Annotated in this window: 15 protein-coding genes; 7 read left to right on the forward strand and 8 right to left on the reverse strand. The window is 65.0% G+C overall.

Annotated elements, in window-relative coordinates:
* Positions 1-101: 101 nt before the first annotated feature.
* Both KPG71_RS02425 and KPG71_RS02430 read right to left on the reverse strand, forming a co-directional pair.
* A complete protein-coding gene (locus KPG71_RS02425) occupies positions 102-890 on the reverse strand; it encodes an inositol monophosphatase family protein (protein WP_216336506.1) in 789 nt (262 codons plus the stop codon).
* 52 nt (positions 891-942) lie between these two features.
* Positions 943-1,872 carry a LysR family transcriptional regulator gene (locus KPG71_RS02430; protein WP_216336507.1) on the reverse strand — a complete coding sequence of 310 codons (930 nt, stop codon included), beginning with the start codon at positions 1,870-1,872 and terminating at the stop codon, positions 943-945.
* 102 nt (positions 1,873-1,974) lie between these two features.
* Here KPG71_RS02430 and metF point away from each other — a divergent pair, with 102 nt between their 5' ends.
* Together metF and KPG71_RS02440 are read left to right on the forward strand one after the other, a co-directional pair.
* Positions 1,975-2,841, forward strand: a complete 867-nt coding sequence (metF, locus tag KPG71_RS02435) for a methylenetetrahydrofolate reductase [NAD(P)H] (protein ID WP_216336508.1) — start codon at positions 1,975-1,977, stop codon at positions 2,839-2,841.
* 72 nt (positions 2,842-2,913) lie between these two features.
* On the forward strand, positions 2,914-3,396 hold the full coding sequence (locus tag KPG71_RS02440; protein WP_216336509.1) for a PaaI family thioesterase: 483 nt from the start codon (positions 2,914-2,916) through the stop codon (positions 3,394-3,396).
* On the opposite strand, the gene KPG71_RS02445 is transcribed toward KPG71_RS02440, so the two are convergent.
* From KPG71_RS02445 to KPG71_RS02455, 3 genes are all read right to left on the reverse strand, one after another.
* The gene (locus KPG71_RS02445; protein WP_216336510.1) at positions 3,364-4,473 is read right to left on the reverse strand and encodes a DUF2235 domain-containing protein; all 1,110 of its coding nucleotides are present in this window, start codon (positions 4,471-4,473) and stop codon (positions 3,364-3,366) included. The genes KPG71_RS02440 and KPG71_RS02445 overlap by 33 nt on opposite strands.
* Positions 4,451-6,748, reverse strand: a complete 2,298-nt coding sequence (locus KPG71_RS02450) for a xanthine dehydrogenase family protein molybdopterin-binding subunit (protein WP_216336511.1) — start codon at positions 6,746-6,748, stop codon at positions 4,451-4,453. The genes KPG71_RS02445 and KPG71_RS02450 overlap by 23 nt, the downstream gene beginning before the upstream one ends.
* Positions 6,749-6,813: 65 nt before the next feature.
* A complete protein-coding gene (locus KPG71_RS02455; protein WP_216336512.1) occupies positions 6,814-7,944 on the reverse strand; it encodes a type III PLP-dependent enzyme in 1,131 nt (376 codons plus the stop codon).
* 113 nt (positions 7,945-8,057) lie between these two features.
* On the opposite strand from KPG71_RS02455, the gene KPG71_RS02460 reads away from it, so the two are divergent.
* Complete coding sequence (locus tag KPG71_RS02460) at positions 8,058-8,492, forward strand: Lrp/AsnC family transcriptional regulator (RefSeq protein ID WP_216336514.1); 435 nt, start codon at positions 8,058-8,060, stop codon at positions 8,490-8,492.
* Between the two features lie 6 nt (positions 8,493-8,498).
* Here the strand turns inward: KPG71_RS02460 and KPG71_RS02465 are convergent, their stop codons facing one another.
* Positions 8,499-9,458, reverse strand: coding sequence for a zinc transporter ZntB (locus KPG71_RS02465; RefSeq protein ID WP_216336516.1), 960 nt, complete (start codon positions 9,456-9,458; stop codon positions 8,499-8,501).
* 152 nt (positions 9,459-9,610) lie between these two features.
* Here KPG71_RS02465 and KPG71_RS02470 point away from each other — a divergent pair, with 152 nt between their 5' ends.
* From KPG71_RS02470 to KPG71_RS02480, 3 genes are all read left to right on the forward strand, one after another.
* On the forward strand, positions 9,611-12,475 hold the full coding sequence (locus tag KPG71_RS02470; protein WP_216336518.1) for a valine--tRNA ligase: 2,865 nt from the start codon (positions 9,611-9,613) through the stop codon (positions 12,473-12,475).
* A gap of 116 nt (positions 12,476-12,591) precedes the next feature.
* On the forward strand, positions 12,592-13,698 hold the full coding sequence (locus KPG71_RS02475; protein WP_216336520.1) for a pyridoxal phosphate-dependent aminotransferase: 1,107 nt from the start codon (positions 12,592-12,594) through the stop codon (positions 13,696-13,698).
* Positions 13,699-13,754: 56 nt separating this feature from the next.
* Complete coding sequence (locus KPG71_RS02480; RefSeq protein WP_253196016.1) at positions 13,755-13,970, forward strand: hypothetical protein; 216 nt, start codon at positions 13,755-13,757, stop codon at positions 13,968-13,970.
* On the opposite strand, the gene KPG71_RS02485 is transcribed toward KPG71_RS02480, so the two are convergent.
* The gene (locus KPG71_RS02485) at positions 13,935-15,131 is read right to left on the reverse strand and encodes an alanine--glyoxylate aminotransferase family protein (protein ID WP_216336522.1); all 1,197 of its coding nucleotides are present in this window, start codon (positions 15,129-15,131) and stop codon (positions 13,935-13,937) included. The two genes, KPG71_RS02480 and KPG71_RS02485, sit on opposite strands and share 36 nt — an antisense overlap.
* Before the next feature lie 135 nt (positions 15,132-15,266).
* Between KPG71_RS02485 and KPG71_RS02490 the strand changes: the two genes are divergently transcribed.
* Positions 15,267-15,950 (forward strand): tyrosine-protein phosphatase, encoded by a 684-nt coding sequence (locus tag KPG71_RS02490; protein ID WP_216336524.1) that lies wholly within the window; start codon positions 15,267-15,269, stop codon positions 15,948-15,950.
* Between the two features lie 3 nt (positions 15,951-15,953).
* On the opposite strand, the gene KPG71_RS02495 is transcribed toward KPG71_RS02490, so the two are convergent.
* Positions 15,954-16,625, reverse strand: coding sequence for a TIGR04283 family arsenosugar biosynthesis glycosyltransferase (locus tag KPG71_RS02495; RefSeq protein ID WP_216336526.1), 672 nt, complete (start codon positions 16,623-16,625; stop codon positions 15,954-15,956).
* Positions 16,626-16,656 lie beyond the last annotated feature (31 nt).

The raw sequence follows: 16,656 nt of genomic DNA on the forward strand, positions 1-16,656 counted from the left end.
CCTGCTCGTAAATATCCCAGGGGGTTCGGGGGACAGCGTCCCCCGAGGCCTGCGTGGCCCGAACGCGAACGCCCCCTGCGCGCCAGCGGCGCACATCCGGGTCACGCGCCGCGGATCACCTTGGAGAACTTGTCGAAAATCACCTCGTTGGCGCAGATCACATCGCCGCTGTCCAGAATACCTGCGCCATCGGTGAGCGGTTCGGCGAAACCGCCCGCTTCCTGGACGATGATCAGACCGGCGGCCAGATCCCAGGCGTTCAGGCGGCGTTCCCAGAACCCGTCATAGCGGCCCGCGGCCACATAGGCCATGTCCAGCGCCGCCGAGCCCCAGCGCCGCACCCCGGCACAGGCGGGCATCAGCCGCGCCAGATCCTGAAGCGTCAGCGGCAGGTCCGAGCGCCCGCCGAACGGCACGCCCGTGGCGAAGATCGATTCGATCATCCGGCCCCGGCCCGACACGCGCAGGCGGCTTTCGTTCAGCCATGCGCCTTCGCCCTTTTCGGCAAAGAACATTTCGTCCTTGGCGGCGTCGTAGATCACGCCGGCGACGACCTTGCCCTTGTGCTCCAGGGCGATGGAGATCGCCCAATGCGGCAGGCCGTGCAGGAAATTTGTGGTGCCGTCCAGCGGATCGACGATCCAGCGGCGGGTGGGGTCTTCGCCGTCTTCGCCGCCGCCTTCCTCGGCCAGCCAGCCATAGGTGGGGCGTGCGCCCATCAACTCGTCCTTGAGGATCTGCTCGGCGGCGATGTCGGCGCGGCTGACGAAATCGCCCGCGCCCTTCATCGAGACCTGAAGCTGTTCGACCTCGCGGAAGTCCTTGACCAGCGACCGGCCCGCCTTGCGCGCGGCCTTGATCATGATGTTGAGGTTGGCACTGCCCGGCATCGCATCCGCTCCTTTGCGTTCAAGCCGCGCGTATACGCGCCCCGCGCCTTGCTTACAAGGGGCCTTGCCTGCCCAGTTCTCCGCGTTGCAGGCGCACCGGGATTTCCCGCGCGAGCCGCACCAGATGGGCGACATAGGGCTTGTCGGCGTCGTCCTCGCGGATCGCGGCGTAGAGCCGTTTGGTCAGGCCCTTTTCGGTGATCGGGCGGGTCACGAAATCGCTGCTGGTCCTGACTTCGCGCACGACCCAGTCGGGCAGGACGGCAACGCCGCGATTCGAGGCCACCAGAAGCAGGATCACCGCCGTCAGTTCCACCTGCCTCACGGCGCGGGGTTCCACCTTGGCCGGGCTCAGCAATTCCGTGAACACGTCCAGCCGTGAGCGGTCCACCGGGTAGGTGATCAGCGTTTCGTCGCGGAAATCGTCGGCCTCGACAAAGGGTTTCTGCGCCAGCGGGTGCTGGCTGGAGGCGACGAAAACCGGCTCGTAATCGAACAGCGGCTTGAATTCGATTCCCGGCAGGTCCTCGGGGTCGGAGGACACGACCAGATCGACCTCTTCCTTGCGCAGGGCGGGCAGCGCATCGAAGGCGAGGCCGGGGCGGATATCCACATCGACCTCGGGCCAGGCCTTGCGGAAGCGTTCGAGCACCGGGAACAGCCATTCGAAACAGGCGTGGCATTCGATGGCGATATGCATCCGCCCGGCGCTGCCCTGCCGCAATCCGCCGAATTCGCCTTCCAGCGCCTCGATCTCGGGCAGCACCTTTTCGGCCACGCGCAGCAGGCGCTGCCCCGCCGCCGACAGTTTGAGCGGTTTCGAGCGGCGCACGAAGAGTTCGACCCCCGCCTGATCCTCCAACCCCTTGATTTGATGGCTCAATGCGGACTGGGTGATGTGCAGCATATCCGCCGCGCGGGCGATGCCGCCCGCCTGATGGATGGCCCGGATCGTTCGCAGGTGCCGCAACTCGATATGCATTATATTAGCGCGCCTCACATAAACCATGAATATTATGAAGTTGTCTCACAATGCTGCACCTGCAACAAGAGGCCAACGCATATTTCCGCAGGATACACAAAAATGAAAAAGCCGAATGTTTCCTTCGAATTCTTCCCGCCCAAATCGCTGGAGGCGTCGTTTCGCCTGTGGGATACGATTCACACGCTGGCCCCGCTCGGCCCGCGTTTCGTGTCCGTCACCTATGGCGCGGGCGGCACCACCCGCGAGTTGACGCGCGAGGCGGTGGGCACGCTGCACAAGGCCACCGGCCTGAACGTGGCCGCGCACCTGACCTGTGTCGATGCGACCCGCGAGGAAACGCTGGCTATCGCCGATGATTTTCACAAGGCCGGTGTGAGCGAGATCGTCGCGCTGCGGGGCGATCCGCCCAAGGGGTCGAACGGGTTTACCCCCAACCCCGAGGGGTTCGCCAATTCCTGCGAGCTGATCGAGGCGCTGGCCGACACCGGCAAGTTCACCATCCGCGTGGGCGCCTATCCCGAAAAGCACCCCGAGGCGGCGGACCGGCAGGCCGATATCGACTGGCTCAAGCGCAAGATCGACGCCGGGGCGAACGAGGCGATCACGCAGTTCTTCTTCGAGGCCGAGACGTTTTTCCGCTTCCGCGACGATTGCGTGAAGGCCGGGATCGACGCCCCGATCATCCCCGGTGTGCTGCCGATCGAGAACTGGACCGGGGTGCGCAAGTTCGCGCAGGCCTGCGGCACGGCGATTCCGGCTTGGCTGGACGACACGTTCGACAAGGCGATCCGCGACGACCGGCAGGAACTGCTGGCCACCGCGCTGGCAACGGAACTGTGCAGCGAGTTGATCGAAGGCGGGGCCGAAGACCTGCATTTCTACACGCTGAACCGCCCGGAACTGACCCGCGACGTGTGCCATGCGCTTGGCGTGACGCCCAAGGTCGAACTGCGCGACGTGGCGTAACGCTGGCGGCCATTCCCTTTCGGCGTCCGCGCGCATAACGTGGCCGCCGAACACACACGAATGGGAATGGATATGGCGAAACTGGCCGAAACACTCGACGATATGCCGGGCATGGACGATCTGCTGTCGCGGTCGGGGATGGAATTCATGCAGGACATGATCGCGGGCCGCCTGCCTGGCCCGCCCATCGGCGCGACGCTCGGGTTTGCGCCGGTCTCGGTCGAGGAGGGGCGCGTGGTGTTCGAGGGCGCGCCGCAGTTCGCTGTCACCAACCCGATGAGCGCGGTGCATGGCGGCTGGTACGGCGCGATCCTGGACAGTTGCATGGGCTGCGCGGTGATGACCACGGTGCCGCGCGGATCGGTCTATACCACACTGGAATACAAGGTGAATATCACCCGCGCGATCCCGCTTGGCACCCGTGTGCGGGCCATCGGCACGGTCGACCACGCGGGCCGCTCAACGGGTGTGGCCTCGGGTGAAATTCGCGGGATCGACGACGACCGGCTCTATGCGACGTCCTCAACCACTTGTCTGATCATGAAAATGGCCTGAGGCGGGGGCGTCCTCGGTCGCCCGGTCCTTGATGCCGAAGCGTTCGGCATCGCGCCCGTTGACCGTTTCGTGCAGGCGTTCGGACGGGTCGTGCCCGACCCGGCGCCGTTCGCGCATCAGGAAAATCTTGCCCCAGCCCCGCCATGTGCCGACCGATGGGGCCTCGGGGTCCGTCAGGAAGCGGGCGTGCCAGCCTTGCGGTAATGACAGGCCGCATTCCTCAATCCGCTCCAGCATCCAGACCAGCGGGATATTGGCCAGCGGCCGGGCCGGGTGAAAGCCGCTCAGGTGGCCGCCCACATCGCCATGCGTTCCCCGGAACCAGACCTGTTCGACCCGTCCCGTCCAATCCGGCGAGGTCTTCCACAGGACGGGGTCGAAAACGGCGCGGGTTTCGTGCAGGGCCAAGGCGTGAAAGCCGTGCCTGACGGCCGGCCCCAGTTCGTGGCTGTGAAAGGCGTGCGCCTCTTCGCTCCAGCGCCACAGGACCGGCAGGCGCAGGCCGAGCGCCTTGACCGTGTCCCAGCATCCGACCATCTCGACCGGGGTTTCCTCGTGGCAGAAGCGGCGGGTGAAGGCGAGCGCCGCGGCGCTGCCGGGCGGTGACTGGTAGTGACGATAGGCGGTGAGGATATTGCGCTCGGTCGCGTTTTCGGCACGCAGGAGGCCGACCTGGTCGATCACCCCGGCCAGCGAGCGCACCGCATAGCCCCCGCGCGAATAGCCGATCAGGTAAATCCGGTCGCCCGCGCGATAGCGGCTGGCCAGATAGCCATAGGCGCGGCGAATCTGCCGGTTGATGCCGCGCCCCATCATCACGTCCAGCGTGCTGCCCCAGTCCTGCCATTGCAGCCCGGCCTCGTAATAGACCGTCAGGTTGGGTCCGCTGATCTCGGACAGAAGTTTATAGGTCAGCCCGGCATTGCTTTCGCTGCCATCGTCCAGAGAGGACATGGTGCCGTCGAGGATCAGAACATGGCTGACCTGCCCGCGCCTGTGGGCAAGTCCGGTCTGCCCCCGGCGCAGGCCGGGGCGCAGAAACCCGGCAAGTCGTTCAATCCACCGGCGCCACGGCATCGTTCAGCATCTTCCATACACGGTGCGGCGTGAACGGCATATCGGCCTGCCGCACCCCGCGATCCCACAGCGCATCGGCCACCGCATTGGCGGTGGCGGCCATCGCGCCGACGGTTCCCGCCTCGCCGCAGCCTTTCATGCCCATGGCATTGGCCGTCGATGGCACGGGTTCTGTCGCGAAACGGATCATGGGGACATCATCGGCCCTCGGCATCGCGTAGTCCATGAAACTCGCCGTGAGGAGCTGACCGTCCTCGTCATGCACCACATGCTCCACCAGCGCCTGCCCCACGCCCTGAACGGTGCCGCCATGCACCTGACCGGCGACCAGCAAGGGGTTGATCAGGTTGCCGAAATCATCGACCACGGTATAGCGTTCCAGCGTGACCTTGCCGGTGTCGGGATCGACTTCGACCTCGGCCACATGCGCGCCGTTGGGAAAGGAGCGCGCGGGCAGCGTGGCGGTTTCCTTATGCACCAACAGGTCGGTGCGCCCGTCCGCACGGGCCATCTCCGCCGCTTCGATCAGGGTCGGCGTCAGGTTCGAGCCACCGGCGCGGAAGGTTTCATCGTCAAAGCCGACCTCGCCCTCGTCGACGCCCATCTTGTCGGCCAGGTAGGGGATGAAGGCCGCGATCATCTTCGACACGGTGGCAAGCGTGGCGTTGTTCTGCGTGGTCACCGATCGCGAGCCGCCCGTGCCGCCGCCGGTGGCGATGCGGTCGCTGTCGCCCTGCACCACGGTGATGCGATCCACCGGGATGCCCGTCTGGTCCGACAGGAACTGCGCATAGACCGTTTCATGCCCCTGCCCGTTGGATTGTGTGCCCACATAGATCGACACGCTGCCATCCTCGTTGAACTCGACCTTCGCCGTCTCCGAAGGATTCCCCAGAATACTTTCGATATAGTAACACAGCCCCATCCCGCGCAGCCGCCCGCGCGCCGCGCTTTCGGCCTTGCGCGCGGCGAACCCGGCGCGGTCGCTCTCGGCTTCGATCCGGTCGAGCACGCGCGCGAAATCGCCCACGTCATAGGTTTCCCCCGTCGAGGAGACATAGGGGAAGGCGGATTTGGGAATGAAATTCCGGCGGTGCAGGTCCCATGTATCGACGCCCAGTTCGCGCGCCGCGCGGTCCATGATGCGTTCGAGCGCATAGATCGCCTCGGGGCGGCCCGCGCCGCGATAGGCATCGACCTGCGTGGTGTTGGTAAAGAAGCCTTCGACATGCAGGAACGTGTCCTGCACGTCATAAACCCCCATCAGCACCTTCGAGAACAGGTCGGTCTGGATGCCCTGCCCCATGGTGCTGCAATAGGCGCCCAGATCGACGCGGCTGTCCACGCGGTAGGCGGTGATCTTGAGGTCGGCGTCGAAGGCCAGTGTCAGGTCGTGATCCAGCCCGCGGCCGGAATTGTCGCTGAGCATCGTTTCGGTCCGGTCGGCCATCCAGCGCACGGGCCGGTCCAGAACCCGCGCGGCATGGGCCACCAGATAGGTTTCGGGGTAATCCATCGCCTTGGTGCCGAAGCCGCCGCCGACATCGGGATTGGTCACGCGGATATCGCCGGGCTGCATCCCCAGAACACGGGCCAGGTTGCCCTTGGTGCCCCAGACCCCCTGCCCGTTCACCGCGACGTGCAGGCGGTCGCCCGTGGTTTCGGCATAACAGCCGCGCGGCTCCATCGGGTTGGCGATGATCCGGTTGTCGCGCAGGGGCATGCGCACCACATGGGCGGCCTTTTCGATTGCCGCCGTGACGGCCTGTTCATCGCCCATCGCCCAGTCGAACGCGCGGTTGTCGGGGGCGTCGTCATGCAGGGCCTGCCCGCCCGGCCCGATCTCCATATGCGCGGGCAGGTCGTCATGGTCGAATTCGATCATCTCGGCGGCATCGCGGGCCTCTTGCAGGGTGCCGGCCACGATCATCGCCACGGGTTCGCCGACGAAACGCACATGGCCCTCGGCCAGAATGGGGCGGCGGGGGGCGGCGGATTTCGAGCCGTCGCGATTGGTCACGGTGTTGATCGCCATGCCCTCGGTCACGCCCGCACCGGCCAGATCACCGGCGGTCAGCACCAGATGCACGCCGGGGGCCTCGCGGGCCTCGTCGACATCCAGCGTCGTGATCCGTCCATGCGCCACGGATGAGCGCAGGACATAAGCGAACAGCGCCCCCTGGGGGGTAATGTCATCCACATAGCGGCCATGTCCTGTCAGAAACCGCTGATCTTCGAATCGCGTGACGGGTTGGCTTTTGCCGAACTTGTCCATGATTTGCCCTTTCGCACGTGCCTGGGGCCGAACGTAACGGCCCTCACGCTCATGTCCAGAGCCACTCAGCCCAAATGTGCCACCGTCACCGGATCGCCCAATCCGTAACCGTTGAACCGGGTGGTCAGGCTGCGCGAATAGGCGCCCATACCGTCGAACAGCACATAATCGCCCTCGGCCAGGTCGGCGGGCAGCGGCAGCGGATCGGGCAGCCGGTCGATGCTGTCGCAGGTCGGGCCGAACACGATGCGCGGCTGATCCCTGCCGGTGCGCGGCATTCCGTCGGGCGCCAGAACGCGAATCCGCCCCGGCGCACCGATATCGCGCGCCTCGGTCAGGCCGCCATAGATTCCGTCATTCAGGAACACCGCCCCGGTATCGCGCAGCGCCTTGACGCGCGTGCCCAGGGTAAAGGCATCGGCCACCATCGCGCGGCCCGGCTCGCATACCAGATCGGGGGCATGATCGGGGAAATGGCGGTCCAGCTCGGCGCGGATATGGGTGAATATCGCCTCGAGGTCGGGCGCCCGCCCGTCGCGGTGCGACGCGAAACCGCCGCCCACGTTCAGCCGGGCAATCCGCACACCGGCCATCCGGGCCACATCGGCGGCCTCGGCGATATATGCGCCCCATGCGGACGGGTCGGCGCATTGGGTGCCGGGGTGAAAGGTGATCGCCGGGACAAAGCCGCGCGCGGACACCTCTTGCAGCAATTGCGCCGCACGGTCGGGACCGAGGCCGAATTTCTCGCCGAAATCATAAGCCGCGCCCGCCACCGGCAGGGCCAGCCGCACGGCGATCTCGGTGCGCTTGGGCAAGACCGACAGTTTGTCCAACTCACGCCAGCAATCGACCGAGGCCGAAGCCACGCCCAGCGCGCGCGCCACGGTGACCTCTTCGACCGAGCGCACGGGATTGTTGTAATGCAAGACCGCATCGGGGCAGACGGCGCGCACGGCATACATTTCACGCGGGCTGGCCACGTCGAAGGCGCGAATGCCCGCCGCCACCAGATTTGTCAGCACCTCTTCGCCCGCGTTGGCCTTGACCGCGTATGTCACCAGCCCGTCGAACCCGGCCTGAAACCGCTGCGCCGTGGCCTGCAAGGCGGCGGGGCTGAAATACAGCATCGCGGTGTCGGGGGAATGCCGGGCGATATGCGCCGCGGGATCGGGCCAGTTCGGGGTTTCGCGCATCTGAATATCCTGTCGGGCTGCTCGTTTTTTTCAGGATGCGGGCAAAAGGCGTCGATTCCGCGCGTCACTTCGCATAAAGTGACTCTTATTGACGTCATTATGCCGAAACAACGATGCAAACAGACGAAACAGACCGCGCCCTGATTGACCTTCTGGCCGAAAACGCCCGCACGCCGGTGGCCACGCTGGCCCGCAAGCTGAACCTTGCCCGCACCACCGTGCAGGCGCGGCTGGAGCGGCTGGAGAATTCGGGCGTGATCCAGGGCTATACCCTGCGACTGAGCGACAGCCAGCGCGCCCCGCTGCGGGCCACGGCGCTTGTCAGCATCGAGCCGCGCAGCGCCCCGGCCGTGCTGGCGCGGCTGCGTTCGCTGCCGGACGTGAAGACGGTGCATACCACCTCGGGGCGGTTCGACCTGATCGTCGGGATCGAGGCCGCAACGACCGAGGCACTGGACGACACGCTGGACCGCATCGGCGAAACCCGTGGGGTGAAGGGCTCGGAAAGCCTGATCCAGCTGTCCACGAAACTGGACCGGCGCAGGTAGGCGGCGTTAGCGGCGCAGCCAGCCGCGCGCGCGGAAGACCAAGTAGAGCGCCAGCCCGACCACCACGATCCCGGCGGTGACGATCCAGAACGCCCTAGGGTCATCTGCCCCCGGCATACCGCCCACGTTGATTCCCAACAGCCCGGTCAGCAGGCCGAGCGGCAGGAAGATTGCCGCCACCACCGACAGGATCAGCATCTGGTGGTTCATCACCTCCGAGCGATGCTCCATGATCTGATCCTGCACCACCTGCGCACGGTCGCGGATGGCGTCGAGTTCCTCGGACAGGCGGGTGACGCGTTCGACCGCCTCGCGCAGGCGGCTGCGGTCGGCATGGGTAATCCAGGGCAGGTCCTCGATCTCGAAGGTGCTGAGCGCATCGCGCTGCGGGGCGATATGGCGGCGCAGCTTGATCGCCATGCGCCGCACATCCGCCAGATCGGCCCGCGACACCGCCCACGGCCCCTGATCGACCTGCTCCTCGATATCGTCGATCCGTTCGTTCAGCCCGGCGATCACCGGCTCGGCCCGGTCGGCCAGCCGCAACGCCAGCCGCGCCACCAGATCGCCGGTGCGCACCGGCCCCTGCCCGCGCATTGCCGAGTCCCACACATCGCCCACGGCCATCAGCCGCCTGAGCTGCGCCGACACCACCGCATCCCCGGTGATCCACAGCCGGACCGAAACCATGTCCTCGACCTCGTCGCCGGGGTTCAGGTTGACGCCCCGCAGGTTCATCAACGCCCCATCGCCATGCACCGTGCAGCGCGGGCGCGTGTCCTGCGCGGTCAGGGCCGAGACCACCAGCGGATCGAGCCCCGATTGATGCAGCCAATCCCCCGCGCCCTCCTGCGACAGGGCCACCCGCGTCCAACACAGCACACCGCCCTCTGCCGGGGCGATCCCCGGCGTTGTGGCATGGCCCTGCCCGGTTTCGTCGATCTCGATGGATTGCACCGCCTGCATACCGCACCCCCGCTTACCATCCTCAGACGATCCGACAGCCCGCGCGCAAGGTCAATCGCGCAGGGGCAATAATTTCCCGCACCAGCCTTTTCCTTGGGCATCGCATTCGCTAGAGACATCCCGACCCGAGACTTTCCGCAGGACACATCGCAATGGCCATGGACAAGACCTTTAACGCAGCCGAGGCCGAGGGCCGCATTTACGACGCCTGGGAACAGGCCGGGGCCTTCAGGGCCGGCGCGAACGCCAAACCGGGCGCCGATCCCTATTGCATCATGATCCCGCCGCCCAACGTGACCGGCAGCCTGCATATGGGCCATGCCTTCAACAACACCTTGCAGGATATCCTGATCCGCTGGCACCGGATGCGCGGTTTCGACACGCTGTGGCAGCCGGGGCAGGACCATGCGGGCATCGCCACGCAAATGGTGGTGGAGCGCAAACTGGCCGAGGATGGCAACCAGTCGCGCCGCGAACTGGGCCGCGAGAAGTTCCTCGAAAAGGTGTGGGAGTGGAAAACCCATTCCGGCGGCACGATCATCAACCAGCTCAAGCGCCTCGGGGCGTCCTGCGACTGGTCGCGCAACGCCTTTACCATGTCCGGCGCGCCGGGTGCGCCCGCGGGCGAAGAGGGCAATTTCCACGATGCCGTGATCAAGGTGTTCGTGGACATGTACAACAAGGGGCTGATCTATCGCGGCAAGCGTCTGGTCAACTGGGACCCGCATTTCGAAACCGCGATTTCCGACCTGGAGGTCGAGAATATCGAAAAGCCCGGCCATATGTGGCATTTCAAATACCCGCTGGCGGGGGGCGAGACCTATACCTACATCGAAAAGGACGAGGACGGAAATGTCGTGCTGGAGGAAGAGCGCGATTATATCTCCATCGCCACCACGCGGCCCGAAACCATGCTGGGCGACGGGGCGGTCGCGGTTCATCCATCGGATGAACGATACGCGCCAATCGTCGGGAAACTTTGTGAAATCCCTGTCGGTCCCAAGGAACATCGCCGCCTGATTCCGATCATTACGGACGAATACCCCGACCCCGATTTCGGCTCGGGCGCGGTCAAGATCACCGGCGCGCATGATTTCAACGACTACGAGGTCGCCAGGCGCGGCGGCATCCCGATGTACCGTCTGATGGACACCAAGGGCCATATGCGCGCCGACGGCGATGGCTACGCCGCCTGCGCCACCCGCGCGCAGGAGATCGCCAACGGGGCCGACTTCACCGAGGTCGAGGCCGACACGCTGAACCTCGTGCCGGACGATCTGCGCGGGCTGGACCGGTTCGAGGCGCGCCAAAAGGTGGTGGATCAGATCACCTCCGAAGGTCTGGCGGTGATGGTTGAAAATGATCAAGGCGAAACGGTGCCGCTTGTGGATAACAAGCCGATCATGCAGCCTTTTGGCGACCGCTCGAAGGTGGTGATCGAACCGATGCTGACCGATCAGTGGTTCGTGGACACCGCGAAAATCGTCGGCCCGGCGATCGAGGCCGTGCGCTCGGGCGAAACCACGATCATGCCGGAAAGCGACCGCAAGGTGTATTTCCACTGGCTGGAAAATATCGAACCGTGGTGCATCTCCCGCCAGTTGTGGTGGGGGCATCAGATTCCGGTCTGGTATGACGAGGACGGCAACCAGTACTGCGCCGCGACCGAGGCCGAAGCCAGCGAACTGGCAGGCGGCAAGGTCCTGACGCGGGACGAGGATGTGCTCGACACATGGTTCTCGTCGGGCCTCTGGCCCATCGGCACGCTCGGCTGGCCGGAACAGACTCCGGAACTGGAAAAATACTTTCCCACCAATGTGTTGATTACGGGCTTCGACATCATCTTTTTCTGGGTCGCCCGGATGATGATGATGCAATACGCCGTGGTCGGCCAGAAGCCGTTCAGCCATGTCTATGTCCATGCCCTTGTCCGCGACGAGAAGGGCAAGAAGATGTCGAAATCGCTTGGCAATGTTCTGGACCCGCTGGAACTGATCGACGATTACGGCGCGGATGCGGTGCGCTTTACGCTGACGGCGATGGCCGCGATGGGCCGCGACCTGAAGCTTTCCACGCAACGTATTGCGGGCTATCGCAATTTCGGCACCAAGCTGTGGAACGCCGCCCGCTTTGCCGAGATGAACGGCGCGGTCGGAAGCAGCGGCGAAATCCCGCAGCCCACCGCCACGGTGAACAAGTGGATCGTCGGCGAAACCGCCAAGGTGCGCGAAGCGGTGGACGAGGCGCTGGAAAACTTCCGCTTCAACGATGCGGCCAATGCGCTTTATGCCTTTGTCTGGGGCAAGGTCTGTGACTGGTATGTGGAACTGTCCAAGCCCCTGCTGCTGGACGGGGACGACGCCACCAAGGCGGAAACCCAGGCCACGATGGCCTGGGTGATCGACCAGTGCCTGATCCTGCTGCACCCGATCATGCCCTATGTCACCGAGGAACTTTGGGGCACACTGGGCGAGCGTCAGAAAATGCTGATCCATGCCGACTGGCCCGGCTACAGCGCCGCCGATCTGGTGGACGCCGATGCCGACCGCGAGATGAACTGGGTGATCTCGGTGATCGAACAGGTCCGCTCGGCCCGCGCGCAGGTGCATGTGCCCGCCGGTCTTTATGTGCCGGTGCTGTGTACCGATCTGGGCGAGGCCGAACAGCGCGCATGGGATCGCAACGAGGTGATGATCAAGCGCATCGCCCGGATCGAAAGCCTGACCCATGTCGATGCCCTGCCCAAGGGCAGCATCACCGTGGCGGTCGAGGGCGGGCATCTGGGCCTGCCGGTGGCCGACATCATCGACGTGGCCGAGGAAAAGGCGCGGCTCGAGAAAACCCTTGGCAAGCTGGAGAAGGAACTGGGCGGTCTGCGCGGCCGGCTGAACAACCCCAAATTCGTCGCCAGCGCCCCCGAAGAGGTGGTCGAGGAAGCCCGCGAAAACCTGGCCCTGCGCGAGGAAGAAGAGGGCAAGCTGCGCACCGCGCTGGAGCGTCTGGCCGAACTGGGCTGACGGGGGCCGCGCACCGACGCGATACCGACGTTATACCGACACGATACCGAAGGCCGTTTTTCGGCCTTCGGACACACCGCTTGCACATTGGCGCGCAATGGCATTAGCTGCGCGCCATGACCGCACCACGCTATACCGACCTTGTCCAATCCCTGCCCTCAACCGTGCCCTTCGTCGGCCCCGAGGAACAGGAACGCGCCCGCGGCGCCCCCTTCCGCGCCCGTCTGGGCGCGAACGAAAGCCTGTTCGGCCCCTCTCCCGCCGCGGTCAAGGCGATGCAGGCCGAGGTGCTGGAGATCTGGAAATATGGCGAGCCAAGCAGCTATGATCTGCGCCAGGAACTGGCCCGGCACATGCGGGCCCGGCCTGAAAATATCCTTGTGGGAGAAGGGATTGACGGGCTGTTGGGCAATCTGGTGCGGCTGCTGATCGGTCCCGGCGATGCGGTCGTGACCTCGGACGGGGCCTACCCGACCTTCAACTATCATGTGGCCGGGTTCGGCGGTGCGCTGCACAAGGTCCCCTACAAGGACGATCACGAAGACCCAACCGCGCTGTTCCACAAAGCGCGCGAGGTGAACGCCAAGCTGGTCTACCTTGCCAACCCCGACAACCCGATGGGTACATGGCACAGTGGAGAAACCATCGTCGCCGCTCTGGACGACCTGCCCGAAGGCTGTTTGTTGCTGCTGGACGAGGCCTATGTCGAATTCGCCCCCCAAGGCACCGCCGCCCCGATTGAGGTCGACGATCCGCGCGTCATCAGAATGCGCACTTTTTCAAAAGCTTACGGCATGGCAGGCGCGAGGATCGGCTATGCCATCGGCGCGCCCGACCTGATCCGCAGCTTCGACAAGATCCGCAATCATTTCGGGATGAATCGGGTGGCACAGGCTGGGGCGCTGGCCGCTGTTCGCGACAGCGCGTGGCTGGCCCATGTGACGGATCAGGTGGCAAAGGCGCGCGCGCGTATCACGGCCATTGCCACGGAAAATGGACTAAGCGCCCTGCCTTCGGCCACGAATTTCGTGGCAGTCGATTGCGGGGCTGACGGGGCGTTTTCCACCCGCGTTCTGGAAGGGTTGGTGGCGCGTGACGTGTTCGTTCGCAAACCCTTTGTCGCCCCGCAAGACCGCTGTATTCGGATCAGTTGCGGGCGACCGCAAGATCTGGACGTTCTGGCCGAAACCCTGCCCGAGGCTTTGGCCGCAGCCCGCTCATAGCCCGCGATCGCGCGAAATTTGGCTGACAGCTGCGGTGGTCGCGGTAAACTGTCGGCATGAATCGTGGCGTCCTGTCAAAAGCCCCGAATTACACGACCGCCGCATTGGTGATGGGGTTCGTGAATTTGATGTGGGTTTTCATGGTCTTGCGGGCCAGCTTTGGGCTGCCCACCGTATTGGCGGCGGGGTATGGGCTGAACTGGCTGATTTCCCGGCTGGCGCGGCGCATTCGCCGCTCAGGCCCCGGCGATCACCTCGGTCGCAGCCTCTAGCGCCCCTGCCCCGTGCGGGAGGTCGAGCGCCGTCAGGCCGGCCTGCACCACCCCCAACATGCCCAGAACCATATGCGCATTCACATGCCCCATATGCCCGATGCGAAAGAACCCGTGCCAGGCGGGATCGTCAGGCTCGGCCATGCCCAGGCCGATCCCGAGGGTCACGCCCGCCTTGTCCTGCACCCACTGGCGCAATTCGGTGCCATGCGGCGCGCCGATGCGCAACGAGGTCACCGCGCGGCTGCGATGGGTCCGATCCGCCACGTTCAGCGCCAGCGGCCCGCCCTGCCCCCAAGCCTCGCACGCGGCCCAGATGGCCTGCGCCAGACGATCATGACGGGCCCAGACGGCCTCGAGCCCTTCGGCATGGATCATGTCCAGCGCGGCGCGCAGCCCATAGAGGTGATGGGTGGGCGCGGTGCCCCCGAAAAACTGGTAGAAATAGTCCGGGTTGGCGCGCGGTGCCCAATCCCAATAGCTGCTGACCCGGCCCAGCCCGGCCTGAACCTGCGCGGCCTTGTCGTTGAAAAACACGAAGCCCAGTCCGGGCGGCACCATCAGGCCTTTCTGGCTGCCCGCGACCATCACATCGACACCCCAGTCATCCATTTCGAACCTGTCACAGGCCAGCGAGGCGATGCAATCGGCCATCAACAACGCGGGATGCCCGGCGGCATCCATTGCGGCGCGGATCGCGGCGATATCATTCAGGATCGAGGTGGACGTATCCACATGCGTGACCAGAACCGCCTTGATTTTGTGTGATTTATCGGCGCGCAAGGCCTGTTCAAGCCGCTCGGGATCGACCGGGGATTGCTTGCCGAAGTCCAGCATTTCCACCTCAGCCCCAAGCCGTGCGGCGATTTCACTCCAGCCGTGGCCGAACCGGCCCGTCGCGGGAACCAGAACCCGATCACCGGGCGCAAGCACATTGGCCAGCGACGCCTCCCATGCGCCGTGCCCATTGCTGATATAAATCACGGCATGCGCTTCGGTGCGAGCGACGCGACGCAGATCGCGCATCAGGTCGGGCATCATCTCGATCAATTCGCCCTCGTAGATATTGGGCGCGGCGCGGTGCATCGCCTGCAAAACCGCGTCGGGCATGACAGAGGGGCCGGGAATGGCCAGATAGGGGCGTCCGTTACTCAACGTCATTTCACAACCTCCTGAAAGCGCCGGGAGACATTACGCCGATCCCCCGCGCCGTCAATCGCTTGCCATGCCGTGCCCGCCCCCCTAAATGAAGGCAACGCCGGGCCCGGCCCCGACAAAACGGAGCGCACCTATCCCATGAAACTGTTCAAACGGATCACCGACTGGGAGCGGGCGCTGCGCAATTCCTACGATGTGGACCTGTCCACGCCCGAAAACCGACGCCGTGCACATATCTACAACCTGTGGTTCGATCACGCGGTGCTGCGCAAGGTGTGGACCAATTTCTATCCGGTCGCGCCGGGGGTGTACCGTTCGAACCAGCCCACGCATGAACGGTTCGAGCGCCTCAAGCAGATGGGCATCAAGACGGTGCTGAACCTGCGCGGAGCCGCCGGGGCGGCGCATTACCTGGTGGAAGAGGAAAGCTGCCGACGCCTCGGCCTGACTCTGGTCAGCGTCAACCTGATGGCGCGTCAGGCCGCACCGCGCCACGATATCCTGCACCTGATCCGGGCCTTTCGCGAGATCGAGAAACCCTTTGTCATGCATTGCAAATCCGGTGCGGACCGCGCCGGGTTCGCCTCGGCCATCTATTTGATGGAGATCGAGGGCCGTCCGGTTGCGGAGGCGCGCAAGATGCTGGGGGTCAAGTATATCCATTTCAAATGGTCCCGCACCGGGGTGCTGGATTACATTCTGGATCGTTACGAGGCGCGGCAGGCCGAAACCGGCATCGGGTTCGAGGACTGGATCGCCACCGAATACGATGCCGCCAATATGCAGGCGGATTATCTGGCCAATAACAAGCCGATTTTCTGATCCTCAGTAGCGGCGCACCAGCCGCTCGGGGCTGACACCGGAAAAATACCTCAGAAGCAAAGACAGGTTGCGCAGCCCGCGCCGCATCCAGCCATCGCGCCGGTACTTTTCGGCGCTCGTCGTGACGGTTGCGGGCATAACCTGCAGGCGGCGGCCAAGCGCACGGGCCATGGCCACGTCCTCCATCAGGGGAATGTCGCGATATCCGCCGACCGAGTCGTAATCCCGCCGCGATATCAGCAGCCCCTGATCGCCGTAAGGCAGGTGAAACAGGCGCGTCCGCAAGTTGGCCCAACCGGCGACCAGCAAGGGCGCGAGACCCCCGGCGTCAAAGCGCAACCGGAAACAGGCCGACCTTCCCCCGGCGATCTGCGCCTGCACGGTGTCCGGCCAGTCCGGCGGCAGAATCGTGTCGGCGTGCAGGAACAACAGCCATTCGCCTTTGGCTTCCTGTGCCCCGCGCCGCAACTGCCCGCCGCGCGAGGGTGCGCCCTGCACAAGGATCGCGCCCGCCTCTTCGGCGATGGTCAGGGTCGCGTCCTGCGACCCGCCGTCCGACATCACAAGTTCGCGGATCAGTCCGGCCTGTATGCCCTGGGCCAGGGCGGGCAGGCTGCGCGCCAGATCGTCGGCGGCGTTCAGGGTCGGGATGATGACCGATAGTTTCGCCCGCATGACCGCCCCCTGTTGTGTCGCGCGTCATGAC

The organism is Roseovarius sp. PS-C2, assembly GCF_018862045.1.
In the GTDB taxonomy this organism is placed as follows: domain Bacteria; phylum Pseudomonadota; class Alphaproteobacteria; order Rhodobacterales; family Rhodobacteraceae; genus Roseovarius.